At 40.8% G+C, this 17,008-nt stretch carries 17 protein-coding genes and 1 pseudogene; 9 read left to right on the forward strand and 9 right to left on the reverse strand.

What is annotated here, in order from left to right; translation table 11 throughout:
• The first annotated feature begins 33 nt into the window (after positions 1–33).
• The 6 genes from MTN96_RS12100 to MTN96_RS12125 all read left to right on the forward strand — a co-directional run bounded on the left by MTN96_RS12100 (position 34) and on the right by MTN96_RS12125 (position 4,022).
• Positions 34–690 (forward strand): hypothetical protein, encoded by a 657-nt coding sequence (locus MTN96_RS12100; protein WP_029772248.1) that lies wholly within the window; start codon positions 34–36, stop codon positions 688–690.
• The gene (locus MTN96_RS12105) at positions 687–1,373 is read left to right on the forward strand and encodes a Crp/Fnr family transcriptional regulator (protein WP_248531740.1); all 687 of its coding nucleotides are present in this window, start codon (positions 687–689) and stop codon (positions 1,371–1,373) included. Before MTN96_RS12100 ends, MTN96_RS12105 begins: the two co-directional genes overlap by 4 nt.
• A gap of 72 nt (positions 1,374–1,445) precedes the next feature.
• Positions 1,446–1,949 (forward strand): DUF962 domain-containing protein, encoded by a 504-nt coding sequence (locus tag MTN96_RS12110; RefSeq protein ID WP_121637616.1) that lies wholly within the window; start codon positions 1,446–1,448, stop codon positions 1,947–1,949.
• A gap of 145 nt (positions 1,950–2,094) precedes the next feature.
• Entirely contained in the window at positions 2,095–2,886 is a 792-nt protein-coding gene (locus MTN96_RS12115; protein WP_248531742.1) for an SDR family oxidoreductase, read from the forward strand.
• A 61-nt stretch (positions 2,887–2,947) separates the two neighbouring features.
• Positions 2,948–3,538 carry a DUF2238 domain-containing protein gene (locus tag MTN96_RS12120; protein ID WP_248531743.1) on the forward strand — a complete coding sequence of 197 codons (591 nt, stop codon included), beginning with the start codon at positions 2,948–2,950 and terminating at the stop codon, positions 3,536–3,538.
• 31 nt (positions 3,539–3,569) lie between these two features.
• Positions 3,570–4,022, forward strand: a complete 453-nt coding sequence (locus MTN96_RS12125) for a GNAT family N-acetyltransferase (RefSeq protein WP_248531745.1) — start codon at positions 3,570–3,572, stop codon at positions 4,020–4,022.
• Between the two features lie 29 nt (positions 4,023–4,051).
• Here MTN96_RS12125 and MTN96_RS12130 read toward each other — a convergent pair whose 3' ends face one another.
• The 6 genes from MTN96_RS12130 to MTN96_RS12155 form a co-directional block, all read right to left on the reverse strand.
• Positions 4,052–4,495 (reverse strand): hypothetical protein, encoded by a 444-nt coding sequence (locus MTN96_RS12130; RefSeq protein WP_162985994.1) that lies wholly within the window; start codon positions 4,493–4,495, stop codon positions 4,052–4,054.
• 36 nt (positions 4,496–4,531) lie between these two features.
• Positions 4,532–4,786, reverse strand: a complete 255-nt coding sequence (locus MTN96_RS12135) for a DUF4160 domain-containing protein (protein WP_248531747.1) — start codon at positions 4,784–4,786, stop codon at positions 4,532–4,534.
• 239 nt (positions 4,787–5,025) lie between these two features.
• Positions 5,026–5,541 (reverse strand): hypothetical protein, encoded by a 516-nt coding sequence (locus MTN96_RS12140; RefSeq protein ID WP_121637613.1) that lies wholly within the window; start codon positions 5,539–5,541, stop codon positions 5,026–5,028.
• Between the two features lie 133 nt (positions 5,542–5,674).
• Entirely contained in the window at positions 5,675–5,959 is a 285-nt protein-coding gene (locus MTN96_RS12145) for a hypothetical protein (protein WP_121638215.1), read from the reverse strand.
• Between the two features lie 590 nt (positions 5,960–6,549).
• Positions 6,550–6,729, reverse strand: coding sequence for a DUF6435 family protein (locus tag MTN96_RS12150; RefSeq protein ID WP_029772742.1), 180 nt, complete (start codon positions 6,727–6,729; stop codon positions 6,550–6,552).
• Positions 6,730–7,183: 454 nt separating this feature from the next.
• Entirely contained in the window at positions 7,184–8,284 is a 1,101-nt protein-coding gene (locus MTN96_RS12155; protein ID WP_248531855.1) for a PQQ-dependent sugar dehydrogenase, read from the reverse strand.
• A gap of 400 nt (positions 8,285–8,684) precedes the next feature.
• Here MTN96_RS12155 and MTN96_RS12160 point away from each other — a divergent pair, with 400 nt between their 5' ends.
• The 3 genes from MTN96_RS12160 (at position 8,685) to MTN96_RS12170 (ending at position 11,971) form a co-directional block, all read left to right on the forward strand.
• A complete protein-coding gene (locus tag MTN96_RS12160) occupies positions 8,685–9,728 on the forward strand; it encodes a flavin reductase family protein (protein WP_248531856.1) in 1,044 nt (347 codons plus the stop codon).
• Positions 9,725–10,777: an acyl-CoA desaturase gene (locus MTN96_RS12165; protein ID WP_248531749.1), complete on the forward strand. Its 1,053-nt coding sequence runs from the start codon at positions 9,725–9,727 to the stop codon at positions 10,775–10,777. The genes MTN96_RS12160 and MTN96_RS12165 overlap by 4 nt, the downstream gene beginning before the upstream one ends.
• 150 nt (positions 10,778–10,927) lie before the next feature.
• Positions 10,928–11,971 carry a branched-chain amino acid aminotransferase gene (locus MTN96_RS12170; RefSeq protein WP_083901793.1) on the forward strand — a complete coding sequence of 348 codons (1,044 nt, stop codon included), beginning with the start codon at positions 10,928–10,930 and terminating at the stop codon, positions 11,969–11,971.
• Between the two features lie 80 nt (positions 11,972–12,051).
• Here the strand turns inward: MTN96_RS12170 and MTN96_RS12175 are convergent.
• From MTN96_RS12175 to MTN96_RS12185, 3 genes and pseudogenes are all read right to left on the reverse strand, one after another.
• Positions 12,052–14,618 (reverse strand): annotated as a pseudogene (locus MTN96_RS12175) (TonB-dependent receptor plug domain-containing protein).
• Between the two features lie 446 nt (positions 14,619–15,064).
• Positions 15,065–15,376, reverse strand: a complete 312-nt coding sequence (locus MTN96_RS12180; RefSeq protein ID WP_248531751.1) for an Mpo1-like protein — start codon at positions 15,374–15,376, stop codon at positions 15,065–15,067.
• Positions 15,377–15,593: 217 nt separating this feature from the next.
• Positions 15,594–16,886 carry an anti-phage deoxyguanosine triphosphatase gene (locus MTN96_RS12185; RefSeq protein ID WP_248531753.1) on the reverse strand — a complete coding sequence of 431 codons (1,293 nt, stop codon included), beginning with the start codon at positions 16,884–16,886 and terminating at the stop codon, positions 15,594–15,596.
• Positions 16,887–17,008: the final 122 nt, after the last annotated feature.

A 17,008-nucleotide genomic window follows, 5' to 3' on the forward strand; every position in this document is an offset into this window, starting at 1 on the left:
TTTTAAGGTTAAGTTGTATTAGATGGAATTAGTATGAGTTTCAAATTGATCTCTTTTTGCTATTGTATTCCCGTACTCTTTTTAAATGGTTGCGATGAGGAAGTGAGTTTATTTAGTAGCAGTAAAACGCCGTTAGTGGCTAAAAACGAAAACGCTAATTTACCGGCTACTGCTATTAAGCAAAAGCACCTTGTTGTAGAAGGCCTAATAGAGGGAATTGTACCAAGTCACTGTAAACGTGGTGAAACAGCATATATAAATGCAAAAATGCAAAAGGTTATACGCAACCCAACCGCAAAAGTGACTTATACACTAAAGCCCACTGATAATATTTTGTCTGTGTGTGTGGCCAATGATAACTCAGCTATTACTTATCGTTATGGCACTGAGCAAAAAATTGGCCTAGAGTATACGGCCACTGCCGCGCAGCCATTTGGTAGCTACTATCGTCAAATAGGGAAAGTAGGCGAAAGTATTTTGTTTTTTAACAAAGGCAATTACTATTACTACATTATTAATGCTGGTGGTATGGGCAGTGGTGTTTCAGTGAACGTATATAAAAATAAAACGCTTATTGCGGAGTTTTTCTCTGGTAATGAGGCGTATAACGACTTTGTTATTGCCAGTAATTTAGACTTGCCTAAGTCGTTGGCAATAGAGCTTCAACCACATATAAACACAATGCAATGAATGGATTAAGTAAAGCACATTGTAACATTATTGAACAAGGGCAGTGGTTTTCTAAGCGTGATGCACACTTAAAACATTTTTTACTAAGCCACGCAAAAACTTTAAGCCTTAGCGCGCACCAATCTCTTTTTTTACGAGGTGATAAACACGACGGTATTTATGCTGTATTAAGTGGTGTGGTGCGTATTAGTGGGGTAAGTAATAATGGTAAAGAAGCTGTTTTAAGTTTTGTTGACGCCTCGCTGTGGTTTGGCGAAGTCACTTTATTTGACCGCGGAATGCGCACCCACGATGTTTATGCGCAAACCGATGTAACACTGTGTTTTATTGGGCAACGCGCACTAGAGCAATTGTTAAAACAATACCCGCATTATTGGCAAGACTTTGGGTTACTCCTTGCCCAAAAATTGCGAGTTATGTTTACTAGCATGGAAGATCACGCACTATTAAGTGCCGAGCAGCGCGTTGCAAAACGTTTACTTATATTGTGCGCGCATTTAGCGCATAGTAATGGCCATACGTTTACGTTATCTCAGCAGCAATTGGCTGATATGACTTACCTTACACGGCAAACCGCCAATCAAATTTTAAAAAAATTAGCAAAGCAGCAACTCATTGAGGTCGGCTATAACAAAGTGACCATTTTAAACCAATCTGCTTTAGAGCTACTTTGTAATCAGTAAATGTCGGCTCCCCGACAGAGTGATATTTTAAAAGCCTGATATAGTGTAAAAAACACAATAAAAGGCACACACATGAAAACTCTACAGCAACAGCTTGGTACATACGGTTTGTACCATCGCTCTAAACGCAATGTTTTAACTCATTTTTTTGGTATTCCGCTTATTGTATTTGCGGTGCTTTGCTTGTTAGCGCGTATTCAAATACCCATTGGCAGCCTGCTTATTGATGGCGCGCAGCTTTTTGTTTTTGCAAGCGTGGTGTATTACTTAATGCTGAGCGTGTCGCTTGGTTCAATAATGGGTGTACTGTTTACCTTATTGCTTTTAGCAGCGCAGCCAATCGCTGCTATGGCTTTTTGGCCTTGGTTAAGTATTGGTGTGGGCGTGTTTGTATTTGGCTGGGTACTGCAGTTTATTGGCCATTATTATGAGGGTAAAAAGCCTGCGTTTGTAGATGATTTAATTGGCCTAATTATTGGCCCGTTGTATGTAACCGTTGAGCTTTTATTTTTAATGGGGCTTTATAAATCGCTAGAGCATGAAGTTAACGCCATAGCAGGCCCCACCAAGGCATAATGCTAAGCGGCTTAAATATTTAGTTATTCTAGCGTGCTAAATAAAGCATTAACCGCGTTATAAATCATATATCTGTCGCTATAAACGTTTAATACTTAACACGATTGCTATTAGCAGCGGATAAAATAATAAAGGCAAATAACCCATGCAATATAAAAATAAAACCGTATGGATCACCGGCGCATCATCAGGTATTGGCAAAGAGCTCGCAATACAGTTTGCAGCACTGGGTGCCAAGGTTATTTTATCAGCCAGAAGCGTTGATAAACTTAACGAACTAAAACAAAGCTTACATGGCGATGGCCACATTATTGTGCCTCTTGATTTGTCAGCGCCTGAAGCTGTTTTAGCTCAAGTTACTGATTTAATGAGTACATTACCTGCTATCGATATTTTAATTAATAACGGTGGGGTATCGCAGCGCAGCTTATTTTTAGAAAACGAATTTAATGTTTATCGCCAATTAATGGAAGTTAACTATTTTGGCCTCATTGCACTTACCAAAGCGGTAGCGCCTAGTATGGTAGCAAGGCAAAGCGGTTCAATCGTCTCTATTAGTAGCGTTGCGGGTAAAGTAGGCTCTAAATTTAGAACGGGCTATTCAGGCTCTAAATATGCGGTAGTGGGCTTTATGGATTGCCTGCGTGCTGAGCTTTCAGAGCATAACATTCATTGCTTAACTATTTGCCCCGGCTCTATTAAAACCGCCATTGCACATAATTCGTTAAACGAGCAAGGCATAGCGCAAAACAAGCCAGAGCACTCAATAGAAAATGGCATGGATGTAAGCCTAGCTGCTAAAAAAATGATCCTCGCAATTCATAATAAAAAAGACGAAGTGATTGTTGGCAAAGGCCTAAGTGGCTGGGCACCGACCATTAAACGGTTTTTTCCTCGCTTATTTAATCGATTAACCGCTAAAACAAACTATCGGTAGCATCGGGCAATTTAGAGATATAAAATGCTGTAAATTCAATCAATTTAGACAAGGATTCTAAATGAAGTATTTATGGCTTGGCCTGTTTTTTATTGTATTAACTTGGTCCGGAATTAACCCAAAAGATCAGTTTACTTGGCTGCTTGAAGTAATCCCCGCAATAATTGGTTTAGTGCTTATGGCAAGCAGCTATAAGCATTTTAAACTCACCCCCATTTTATATGGCTTTATATTAGCGCATTGTATTGTGTTAATGGTTGGCGGGCATTACACCTACGCCGAAGTCCCTTGGTTTGATAACTTATTTGGCTGTGAGCGTAACAACTACGATAAAGTAGGGCACTTTTTTCAAGGGTTCGTGCCTGCATTATTAGCGCGTGAAATATTACTACGTAAAAACGTAGTAAATGGTAAAGGCTGGCTAAATGTGTTTGTTGTATCGATATGTTTAGCGTTTAGTGCTTTTTACGAACTAATAGAGTGGTGGGTTGCAGTATTAAGCGGTGAAAACGCAGAAGCATTTTTAGGTACGCAAGGGTACGTATGGGATACTCAATCTGATATGGGAATTGCCTTACTTGGGGCTATTTGCTCGATATTGCTGCTTTCAAAAGTACATGATAAACAGTTAAAAAATGTTAAAGATTATTGATTCAAATTTTATGATTAAAAGACAATAAATTATGACTGTAAATACCCACAATTTCAAAATAAGCACAGATAAAAGCAAGCTTAACTTTAACGTTATTTATAACTTTATTGCTAATAGCTATTGGGCTAAAGGAATACCTAAAAGCGTTATGCAAAAAGCGATTGATAACTCAATGTGCTTTGGTGTTTACAGCGCTGATAACGAGCAAGTTGGTTTTGCCCGCGTAGTAACCGACAACGCCACCTTTGCCTATTTGGCTGATGTATTTATTACCCCAGATTTGCAAGGTAATGGCTTGAGCAAGTTACTCATAAAAACGATAGTAGAGCACCCTGAGCTGCAAGGGCTTAGGCGCTTTTTATTAGCCACTTCTGATGCCCATGGCCTTTATGCGCAATACGGGTTTAAACCGATAGACAACCCAGCATTGCTAATGCAAATAAATCCTGAGAATGTGTATGAGGGAAATAATAGTGAGACCTAATAAATGGGGCGAAGAGTTTAAGAAGTTTTCTATGTGCCTAATTTACCGAGACTATATTGTTCTATACTACCAGCGGAAAAACAAATACCAACATAAATCCAAACAGTACTCGCTACAATTTGCCAAGTATCTAAACCTGAGGACGTTACAAATGTAGGAACAGCGATTAATCCCCGCAATAAGCAGATCATTGCAATGGTAATTAAAGCTGACTTGAGCAGAGGAACTTTGCGAATTAAACCAACTGCTGAAAAAGCAAAAATAGTACAAGCAAACATTAAGCTTGCAACGATTATTGTGCCAATTGGAGCAAGTAAAGTTCCTTGAATCGAAGAGTCGATTATTTGTTGAGGTGCCCGAGCAAATGCAAACCAACTAGGACCGCCCAAAATACAGAGTAGGTGCCAGATCGCAGAAGCGGAAGTTATAACACCTGCACTAATTAATAATTTTGATTGAACACTAAAACTCAATGCTTACTCCATATTGCACTGGCACATAATGCTTTGTTACACGTCACCGGCTAACCCAGCTAATAGTGGCTCATGTGGCATACCCGCTTGTAAGGATTGCCAGATTTCTAAAACTTTATCTCGATTCTGCTCAAGCCAATTAGAAACATCGTTATCATATTTCCTAGGTAGGTTACCCTCAATTCGCTCACCTGTTTCGATGGCGTAACTAGCTGCATGTTGTTGCCTTCCGTAGTCGATATGGATATGCGGTAAGTGGTGCCCTTTTTCTTGGTATATTTTTATTTTCATATTCTTTCTCTTTGCCAAGAGAATTTCCATGAAGCCGCTGCGTGATGACCGACTTGGCTCAGTTAATAAATCTTTTTGTGCGAAGAGTCTTTGTAACTCATCAAATTCATCTTCAAGACTCATGCATTATCCATGCGTGTAACGCCCACTTATACTGTGAGTGAACTTGTGCCCAAATGAAGAGAAGCGGAGTCCGCACGCGTTTACGAATCAGGTTTGAAGCGTTTGTTATGTGCGTGCTAGTTGCGAGCAATATACACATTTATTTTTAACTCTAACTTCCGCAATTTTTTCTTTTCATCATCCCACAATACCCCAAAGTCACGAATTCTAACTCTTGGCATTTGTAATAACTTTTTCATTTCTAGGATTTCAGTATTAGGTTGTAATTGACGAGAAAGAATTGCAAAGTTTTTATCCGTTTTCTTTACAATTTCATTCATATCATCTTTTTCATCGCCCATTAAATTTGTAGAACGATCCAAAAACTCACAGCATAGGATCGCAATATATTCTTGGTTTTGAAGAAGTCGATTTAATGTTGACGCTCCCTTTGATTGAGATTTCCAATTATTCAAAGCCAAGTAACCCACATAAGAAGCAAAAACAGTTCCGAAGCCAGCCAACACAGTTCCCAATTCAACTAGCCATAGCCAAATAGCACCGACCTCACGCACACTAGCCAACTTAAACCCAAGCATGATGCCTAACATGCTACTCAGTACCACGAGGAAAATAATAACACCTGTTTTCATACCTAATTTTATGACCTTGATCTAATTGAATAAAAGAGCACGTAACGCCCCAAGCAGGGGATTTTATGAGCGTTGTACAGCGAGTAAAATTCCCGCTGACTTGGCTTGTTAGGTTGCTGGTTTACAACAAACACTATTGAGCATCGACTCTGTGATAATCAGCTGATGTTTCATAACAATTGACACACACAACCGACATTTTATTAAAGGCTCGAAACTTCTCAGTCATACCATCTTCTTCATCAAACAAGGCTTCACATTTGTAACACCACGCTTGAAGGTCATTAGGCTCGCTAGAGTTTTCAATAAAGCCTACAGGCACACCTTCTGGTTTCAACAAATGGCAACAGACGACAGCTGCAACTCGCTTACCATGTTCGCCACAATCCACATACATTACTTCAATCTCGGTGCTCATATGCAACCTAACAGCTTTATCAGAGGACACTTTCCTCTTTTTATGAGCAATGTATGTCCTCTTAATTATTTTTAATATTAATAACAAATCTTGTAACACATTGCGAGTATTAAACTTTAAGGCGGGGTGTTCTTTTTATGGCAGGTGGAAAAGAGGAAATTGTCCTCATTTTCTGACTTAGGAGGAAAAACGCCAGCGCAGTAAGCAAATACAGCGCTAAAGATTTAAAATGACATCCAAACCCCTTTTTTAATCATTTAACCGCCAATAAAAACTGCATCGAAAATATAAGTAACCGCTTTAAGTACATTTGTTTATGCAAGCCTATTATAAAAGGTGGTTTTTGGCTGGTGGAGGCTATAAAACGAGGTGATGAATTATTTGCTAAACGCGTCTTTCTACTTTTAAAACAGTACAGACACGATATTTATACCAATCGACTTAAATATTTAGCCTTTCTCGCGTGCTAAATAAAGCGTTAACTGCGTTATAAATTTCTCATGTAGAAAAACTACATGTCGAAACTTATGCCTTGTTATCACTCTATTTATCCGTCGCTATAAATGTCTAATTACTTAACACGATTGGTATTATCTGGCTTTTTTAGCTTCAAGCGCTTCTATTTCACTCCAGATTTTTTCGGCTTCTGCGCTTAACATGGCGTAGCTTTTAATATCGCCTTTACGCTGTGCTTGCATGCCTTGCTCAAGCTTTGCGTCATACTCTTTGCGTAGTTTTTTTGTCGGGTCTGATTTAAATAGTGAAAACATGTGGCTCCTTAGTTTTATAAAAGTATTAGGGCGTGTTGATCTTTGCGGATTGAAATTTGTTCAATCTAGGGGCGATTAAATCGCGGCGCGAGGTTTGTAACCTAGTGGGCTAAGTAAAAACCGAGCAAAGCTTCCGCGTCCTGCTCACGCCCCTTACCTACATCCATGTAGGCAACAAAGAGTTTATCGCCCCTAGGCAGAACCCAAAGGGCAGCGTATGTTTGGCATTTATGCTGCGTTATCGCCTATTTATGGGGAGTAACCACACTTCATAGGCTCTGCCTTGCCTAAAAACCAAACATACTGCTGCAAATTCAACCATCAAAGATCAACACGCCCTAGCATTACCATACGCTACAAAGAGCTAAATAGTTCTTTTAGCTGAAGGGCGTTTACCTTGTTATATAAAAACAAGGTAAACGCATTATTTGCTATGCTGCGGTTACTAACGGTTTTATTGCTCAGGCTCAAGGCGTTTAATTCCTTGTCCGTCAATGCCTAAGTAAATATAGCCATCACTGCCTTGTGCTAAGCTGCGGACGCGGCCTATTCCTTCTAAAATTTTATATTGCTTTGAAACACCTTTGTTAGATATTTCCAGTGCACTTAAAAACGAAAATTTCATAGACGATAGCAAAAGTTTGCCTTTTAATTGCGGGTACTTATCGCTGCTAACCAATAACGTGTCAGAAGGGGCAATGGAGGGGGTCCAATGCAGTACGGGCGATTGCATGCCGTCTTTTTCTTGTATGTCGGTAAACGAAGTACCGCTGTAATTAACTCCATAACTAACCACCGGCCAGCCATAATTAGCGCCCGCTTTAATTATGTTTAGCTCATCGCCGCCGCGTGGGCCGTGCTCATGAGACCATAACGTTTGTGTTGTTTTTTCAAACCACATGCCTTGCGGGTTACGGTGTCCGTATGACCAAATAGCGTGTTTAGCGCTTTTTTGATTTACAAACGGGTTATCTTTAGGAATACGGCCATCAGCGTGTAAGCGATAAATTTTACCGCCATCACGAGTTAAGTCTTGCGGGTTTTTATCGCGCGAGCCGCGATCGCCAATCGAAAAGTAAACATACCCTTGGTTATCAAACACAATACGGCTTCCGTAGTGCTGGCCTTTTGTGCTGTTATGCTCACCTTTGTATAGTAATTGTATGCTTAAAAGCTCAGTGCGATCGTCACTAAGCTTGGCGCGCATTAGGGCTGTATTACTGCCACTTTTAGCGCCTTGGGTACTTGAGTAAGTTATGTAAAGCCATTGGTTATCGTTTGGTCCGCTATGTAGGGCTAAATCTAGTAAACCGCCTTGCCCGTTGGCATCAATTTGTGGCAAACCCGAGAGCTTAGTTAAGGTTGATGAGTTTTTAGGTAGTAAATAAAGTGCGCCGCTTCGCTCGGTTATAAGTAAATCACCATTACTTAACGGCTCAATAGCCCAGGGGATAGTTACCCCTTTAGCCACACTGACGGCCTTTACATTGAGCGGTAATACATCAAGGGTTTTGTAATCTACAGCTGCCACCGGCGTTGAAACGAGTACAGCTATGAACGCTGTTGATAATGTTTTAGCAATCGTTTTTGTTGGTAAAAACACAGTTGTTGTCCTGTCCAATAAATAAGCAAGTAATACCTACATTAGCATGCTGCTGCAGATTTTGCTAAATGTAGCGCTTTAATAAAAACTATATATATTTCAATCATAAAGAGTTTACCCGCAGTGCTGTATGGCTGGTTTTAATATTTTAAACAGCTATTTATTACACCTTAATTGAGGCTTTAGTACAGCGCTTTAAATTAGAGAGATGCGTAAAAATTGCGCTAAAAAACTGAATATTTACTCTAATACTATTGAAATTAATTTTTTTGGGCGTACACTTGTGCGCTGAAGTTTGAGCGTACACATGTAAGTTCAAATTCAATATTTAATATCCAAGAGATTAATAGTGATGATTACTAAAGTATTAGACCAATTTTCGAAGTGGTTTTTACACCATCAAAGCTTTGCAGGCTACATTGAGCCCATAATGCAAATGGTTAAGCCTGCGTGGCGTGCTGGTCTTTATAGAGCAAAAATAGAAGAGCTGACGCAGCACAATGGTGATTTTTTAAGTATTACCTTAAAGCCTACTCAGCACTGGCAGGCACACATTGCTGGCCAACATATTAGTTTAACGGTAGAAATAAACGGGCGTTTATTAACTCGTGTGTTTACGGTTGCCTCAAGCCCTGAGCAATTTAAAAAAACGGGCTTGGTGCGTTTATTAATTAAAACTAATGAGCAAGGGCGTTTTACAAGCCTTTTAAGCAGGGCTTTACGAGTCGGTGAGTGGTGCAATATTTCAGCGCCTAGTGGCGACTTTGTTTATAAAAACACCCAAAACAATGCAACGTTTATAGCGGGTGGCTCGGGAATTACACCTATGCTTGCCATGATTAGTGAGTATTTAAAACATACCACACAAAAAGTATCGCTAATTTATTATGCCAAAGCTGCTGCACACCAATGTGTAGAGGAGCTAAGCGCATTAGCAAACCAGTTTTCGCATTTTTCGTTTTTACTGCTCACACGCGAGCAATCAGATGATATTACTCGCCATGTAAATGTATGGGAAAACCCAGATATATACTGCTGTGGGCCTGCAAACTTCATGAAAACGGTGTGTGACTTTGCTAAAAAACACCATTTAAATTACTACCAAGAGGCATTTGGTTTAACGCTGCCAAGCCAAAATGACGACAGCCTGTTTAACGTACAGATTAATAGCAGCGCTCATATCGTAAATGCTAACAACGCATTGTTAGCACAGTTTGAAGCAAAACAATTACCGGTTAAACGCGGGTGTGGCATTGGTATTTGCCACCAGTGCCAGTGCATTAAAAAGTCGGGCGTGGTGCGTAATTTAAAAACTGGTGAGTTGAGTGATAACGGCGAGCAGTTAATTCAACTGTGTGTAAGTCAACCTGTTAGCGACTTGGAGTTACAGCTATGAAAAACATAAACTTTGATCAGTTAGCCCACGATTTAGATAGCATAAAAATGGATACGCTAGGCAAAGTAGGGCAACAAGATGCAAACTACATTCGCTCGGTCGTTAAAAAGCAGCGGCTATGTGAGTGGAGTGGCCGTATTTTACTTATGCTGGGCTTTATTCAGCCACTTTTATGGGTTGCGGGTGTACTGTTATTAGCGCTGGCAAAAATTTTAGACAACATGGAAATTGGCCACAATGTTATGCACGGCCAATACGATTGGATGAACGACAAGCAGCTTAACTCGCAACACTACGAATGGGATATTGCTTGCGATGGGCAAAGTTGGCATCGCGTTCATAACTTTGAGCACCACACCTACACTAATATTATTGGTAAAGACCGCGACTTTGGTTATGGTTTATTGCGTTTAAGCAATGATTTTAAATGGCGCTTAAAAAATGTGTGGCAGTTTATTACATATATAAATTTAAGTGTGCTGTTTCAGTGGGGTGTGTCGTATCACGAACTGGCAGCGGAACGTGTGTTTATAGGTAAAAAGAAAGAAAACCGCGAAGGGGGTGTATCGCATTCTACCCTAAAACAGCGCTTTTTTAGTAAAGGTGCGCGCCAATTAATAAAAGATTATGTGATATTTCCTTTATTGGCAGGCCCTTTGTTTTTATGGGTATTAGCAGGCAACTTACTGGCAAATTTGATCCGTAATTTATGGACTTCAACCATTATTTTTTGTGGCCACTTTACCGAGGACACCGAAACCTTTAAACAAGAAGACTGCATAAACGAAACGCAAGGGCAGTGGTACTATCGCCAAGTTTTAGGCTCATCTAATATCAAAGGCCCGCATTGGTTTCATGTTTTAACTGGGCATTTAAGTTGCCAAATTGAGCATCACTTATTTCCTGATATGCCGTCCTCACGATATCAAGAAGTGGCCCCGCAAGTGCAAGCCATTATGCAAAAGCACGGTATTGATTATCATACAGGTGGTTTTTTTAAACAATACAGCTCGGTATTAAAACGTATTATTAGGTACTCGTTTAAATAAATAATGTGCCTTTAAAAAGCCGATTAATGAAGGTGCATTAATCGGCTTTTTTGTATGTGCTTAGCAATATGGCCAATTTATAAACAGCAGTTGCAAAAAATTCTTTTTGATAATTAAAAAAGCCTCAGTTTTGCTATGGTTAAATGATGCATGAATGTCATACAATGGAGAAAAATAGACCACACAAGAGAGATTAAAATGGCCGCATTCGGTACCGTGTTTATGCCGCAGATGATTCAAGCTCGTTTTTCTGATAACCAATGGAGCGAAAGCTCAATCGTCCCTTCCGATAAACTTGAACTTCATGCGGGCGCGCACGTCCTTCATTATTCAAGCACGTGTTTTGAAGGCTTAAAAGCTTTTCGCCACGAAGATGGCTCTATTTATATTTTTAGAATAGATGCAAACATTGCGCGTATGCAGCAAAGCTCTGCGCTATTAAGCTTACCAAGTTTTGACGGTCAAATGCTAAAAGACATGATTATCGAGATTGTTAAAGAGTATGCTGATGAAACGCCATTGCCACCGGGCTCTATGTACATTCGCCCAACTCACATAGGAACAGAGGCTGCCATTGGTAAAGCGGCTGCACCTTCAATGAGCTCGTTGTTATATACACTTTTATCGCCAGTTGGCGATTACTTTACCGGCGGCGCTACTGCACTACGCGTATTACTTGAAGAAGATGGCATGCGCTGTGCCCCGCACATGGGCATGGTAAAAAGTGGCGGTAACTACGCCAGTGCACTTGCACCAATTAGCGCAGCGCGCGAAAAATACCAAGCCGATCAAATCTTGTTTTGCCCTGGCGGCGACGTACAAGAAACAGGTGCAGCTAACTTTATTCTTATTGATGGTAACGAAATTATTACCAAAGCGCTTGATAGCACGTTTTTACATGGCGTAACCCGTAATAGCATTTTAACCATTGCAAAAGATTTAGGTATGACGGTAAGCGAGCGTAACTTTAGCGTTACCGAGCTTTTAGAGCGTGCTGCAAAGCCAGGTACAGAAGCTGCACTTTCAGGCACTGCTGCGGTATTAACACCGGTAGGCACGTTTATTCATAACGATAAAGAATACAAAGTAGGCAGTGGCGAGCCAGGTCCTACAACAGCGCGATTACGCCAAGCATTGAACGATATTCAATGGGGTAAAAGTGAAGACAAACACGGCTGGTTAACTAAAATCTAATTGATTTGAGCAGTTCGCAGTAAAAAGCCACCGACTAGGTGGCTTTTGTGTTTTTGAGTACTTTTTTAAATGTATAGCGCTTAAAACTTCATTTCTATTTTGCCGTACACGTAACGGCCATTAAATCCGTAGGGCGAAAAGCTCGAATAAGCAAACAAGCGAGAAAAAGTAGAGACTTCTTCTACATTTTCGCGGGTAGGATCTGGGTATACATCAAATATGTTATTGGCACCTAAACTAAGCGTTAGGTTATCGGTAGCGGCATAGGCTACATCTAAATCAGTGATCCACTTAGGCTTTAATACCTCGTTTAGCTCAGGCGTTGATGAAGGGTCTTGGGTTTCACCATAACGCGTAGTTCTTAGTGTGGTACGCAGCGCATCATGGGTCCATGTAGCACTTAAATTGTATTTATTGCGCGGGGTGCTTACTTCAAAGCGGCGCAGCTCTGTACCTGAGAACAAGTTGTCTTGATCAAACCCAGCACCTTGCAGTTCAGCGGGCGGGTCAATAATATCAGTGACTTCATTTTTGCCGTAGTTATACCCTAAGCTAAAGGCAATATCACCATAGCCATCGGTGATTAAGTTGTACGAGGCAACCACATCAACACCACGCGTTTTACTATCTATAGCGTTTAAGAAAAAGCGGCCTTGGTTAGCGCCCGTACCTGCTAGTAGCTCTTCTATTGCTGCGCCCGATAAATTGTTAGATAAAACAATACGGTCATCAATTAGTATTTGATAGTAATCAACCGATAAGCTGAAATTAAAGTCGGTAGACCAAGTAAAGCCAACCCCGTAGTTAGTGGCTTCTTCGGCATCAAGGCCCGGTGATCCAAGCGCTTTGGCTACATCGCTGCTTGGTGCAAAGGTGCCGGTTTCGGTCGGAACGCTATCAACAAATACGGTAGCAACCGAAGTAAAATATTGCTGTTGTAATGAAGGCGCTCTAAACCCTGTTGAGGCTGAGGCGCGTATGGCTAAATCTTCGGTTAACGAATAGCGCGTTGCAATTTTGCCGTTAAGTGTATCGCCAAAATCTGAGTAATCCTCGTAACGGGCTGCCACAGCTATATTCCAATCATCTGTCAGGTAGGTTTCTAAGTCTATGTAAAAGCTTACATTATGGCGGCTGTTGTCACCTTCTGATTCGGGTGTAAAGCCTGGAAATACTTGCGCACCTGCTGCACCAAATGGGCCATCTTCGCCTGTGACTACGCCACCTGGGCCAAATGAGCCTTGTGCGTATGAGGCTTCTTCGCCAGCTTCTATTTGATAGCCTTCTGTGCGGTACTCAGCCCCAATGGCAACACTTACCGCGCTTTCTAAAAAGCTGACATCCACTTCGCGGCTTAAATCAACATTTAAAGTAAGTTGATCGTATGTCAGCGTACCTGCATCAAAGCGTGTTTGGCTTGTTGGGCCGTATGAGGTATTTAAACTATTGGTTACACCAAATTCAAATGCATCTTCACCATACACAGCCGATACATCGTAGTTCCAATCACTTATAAAGCCTTTAACACCTAACGCGAGTGAGTAGTCGTTTATATCTGAGGTGATCACAGGTAAAAAACCGTCGGGGTATATTTCTACTATATTACGGCTATCGCTTGCGCGTCTATAAAAACCAGCGCCTTCACCCTCACGTTTAGAGTAAGAGCCAAATGAATACAAATCTGCATCGTTAGCTAATTGATACCCTGCATTATAAAAAACCGATAGGTCTTCTACATCCCCATTACCAAAGTTATGGTTATAGCGGTTAACTGTAAACTCGCGGGGGTCGAGTGAGCCATCTTCTAATCGGTCGTAGTTTTCGCGTTGATCGTAATCGGCACGGTTAGTTGAGTGGCGGTCGCGGTATTCGGTCGAAATGTTTAAAAAGCCATTATCACCAAGCTCTAAACCATATTACCTTGCAAAGTGAGCGTTTGCCCATCGGTTAAAGAGCGATCGCCGCCTTCGGTAAATGCTAGGTTGCCATCGCTACCCTCAGATACCGATTCAAGCTGAGGCACACCATCCATCTCGGTGATATTTGCCCCATAAATAGCCGCAAGGGAGCCGCCACTGCTTGCGCTTTTAAGTACAATATTAATCACACCCGCTATAGCATCAGAGCCGTATTGCGCCGCAGCGCCATCGCGTAAAACTTCAATGCGTTCAATAGCATTAGCTGGTATTGCATTTAAATCTACAGAAGATGAGCCACGCCCCGTTGAACCATTTAAATTAAGCAGTGCGCTACTATGACGACGCTTTCCATTAACCAGCACTAAGGTATGATCGGGTGCTAAACCACGAAGTTGTGCAGGGCGTACATGATCACTGCCATCGGTAAGCGATGCCTGTGGAAAGTTAAAACTTGGTAACAAATTGCTCAGTAGCGCGTTTGTTTCCGTAAGGCCTGAACTGGTAAGCGCCTCAGCGCCAATAATATCAATAGGTACGGCGCTGTCTTCAACTGTGCGCCCTAAACGGCGTGAGCCAATTACGCTAATTTGCTCTATATCTTCTTGTACTTGAGGTGTTTGCTGTGCCGCGTGTGCAGAAAACGCACCAAATAGCGAAAGTGATGCACCCACAGCCACTGCTGTACTCACTTTTAAGTTATTTAACCTAAACGGTAGGCTTTGATTCATGTTGTTAATCCTCATCTGATCACCCATTGATTTAAAAATTTTTGTTTTTATAGCCGCTACATTTTAATGGAGCTGCTTTGAGAACATAAACCGCATTAACAAAATGAGTCAATTGAATAACATTCAATTAAAATTAAGGGGTATATAGTTACAAGGTTTAATTAATAAAACTAAATGAGGTAAAAGCTATAAATAGGCAGGAGTTTGTAAGTAATTGATGGAGCTTAAAATAATTGGCAACCATGAGGTTTACTTTTAGTTAACAGGTAAGAGCAGTGTGTGCGCCTTTAATAATGGCTGTTACTCAGTGTTTATTTAAATTAAGTGTATAACCCACTTTTTATATGTTAAATAAATTAACATATAAAGAGCAGGTTATTTAAGCTGAAATTTGTATAGCGTTTAAAAAGGTTGCGAGTGATTTTTATAATAAAATAATATAAAAATTAAAATTTTATTTTACCGGTAAGTATATCTTTAAACATGACCCAATCTCCCCATAAGCTATAAAAGGGGTGCTTAAAAGTGGCGGGGCGGTTTTTTTCAAAAAAGAAATGCCCAATCCAAGCAAATCCGTAGCCAATAACCGGTAATAACCACAGCAAGCTATATTGCTGCTTGAACAATGCAATAAAGATGACTGCAAGTACTAGCGTGCTGCCAATAAAGTGAAGCCTTCTGCTGGTTACATTGCGGTGCTCTTTTAAGTAATACGGGTAAAACGCTTTAAAGGAGTTAAAAGTGTGTGGTGTGTTCATAGTCAATGCTCTTATTTTTATAGTTTATTAAATATACAAGGGCTTGCTAAATTTTGCAGGAAAAATTTTTGCAAACAAGAGGTTATTTAATCGTGGCGCTAAATTTGTAACCGAGTGGGCTCTATAACGGCTTTTGCTCACGCCTATTTATTTGCAATAACCCCTTACACAGGCTCTTAGTTTAACCAAACGCTTAACATGGTGTGCTCTTGGCTTTTTATTGTACTGGTGAGAATAACCGCTGATAGGTTTTATAGGCGTACTCATCGCTCATGCCGCTTAGGTAGTCGCATATTATGCGCATCCCTTGGTTTTGTTTTTCAGCGTCTAGATAAAGTGCTTGCGTTGTTTCGGGTAATAAACGCAGAGGGTCACTGGCAAAAGCGGTAAATAATTCAATCAGTAAGTTTTGACCTTTAAACTCTATTTGCTGCATTTCGGGGTCGCGTATTAAGCGATTAAATACAAAATGCTTAAGTATTTGCAAAACACGCTCGTACTGTGGGTCTAGCTTTGCAGTGTACTTTAAAATAGGGCACTCAAAATCACCATGCTGAACATCTAAATGAATATGAATAATAAACATATTTACCAGCTCGCCTATGGCGTCTTTACGTTCAAAATCGTTTTTTGAAAATAAGCGTTGGGTAAGCGAGTCTAATTTAGTGTTTAACCAATCGTAATTAAGCGCGTTTAAGTGGGGTAATGCGTGTGTTTGCCAATCATCTAGTGTGAGCACTTTAGTGGCTATGGCATCTTCTAGGTCGTGCACTGCATATGCTATATCATCGGCATGTTCCATTATGGCGCTATCTAACGATTTATAACGGGTTTTTGCACGGAACTGATCTATTGGTGCATGGCTTGTTAATAGGGCTTTGTCGTTGTCGCTTAAAGGGGCAATGATCCATTCAAATATTTGTGCATCGTCTTTGTATAAGCCTTTAGCGGGGCGCCAATCATCTGCTTTTATAAATGAACGTGTATTATTTACCTTCGGAATGGTGTGCCATAAATCGTCTATAAATGCGGGATATTTAATAAAGCCAAGCAACGTGCGGCGCGTTAGGTTCATGCCGTGGCCGTTAGAGTAAGGCTCAAGTTTAGCGACTATACGTAATGTTTGTGCGTTGCCTTCAAATCCACCGTGCTCACGCATCATATAATTTAAGGCAATTTCGCCGCCATGGCCAAACGGGGGATGGCCTATATCGTGGGCTAAACATAAGGTTTCTAATAAACCGGTAGAGGGGAAGTGTTCAAAATCGCTGTGCTGTGCTTTTAAATGCCGCAATATGCCGGTACCAATTTGCGATACCTCCAAAGAATGCGTTAAGCGTGTGCGATAAAAGTCGTTTAAGCCTATCCCCATAATTTGGGTTTTTGCTTGTAAGCGCCTAAAAGCTGCGGCATGAATTATACGAGAGCGGTCTACCTGCCAGGGGGAGCGATTATCGTTAGGGCGATTTTTATACTGTTCTATTATTCGGCTTTGCCATTGCTTATCCATACTGCTTACTCACAAAACGTTGTTATACACGGTATAAGCTCAGTATACCCATGCCCTAATAAATTGCGAATGAACAAGTACATAACCTGAGCTGGTGGATAGTATGTTTATCGCAAGCAGCC

The organism is Pseudoalteromonas sp. 2CM28B, assembly GCF_023161935.1.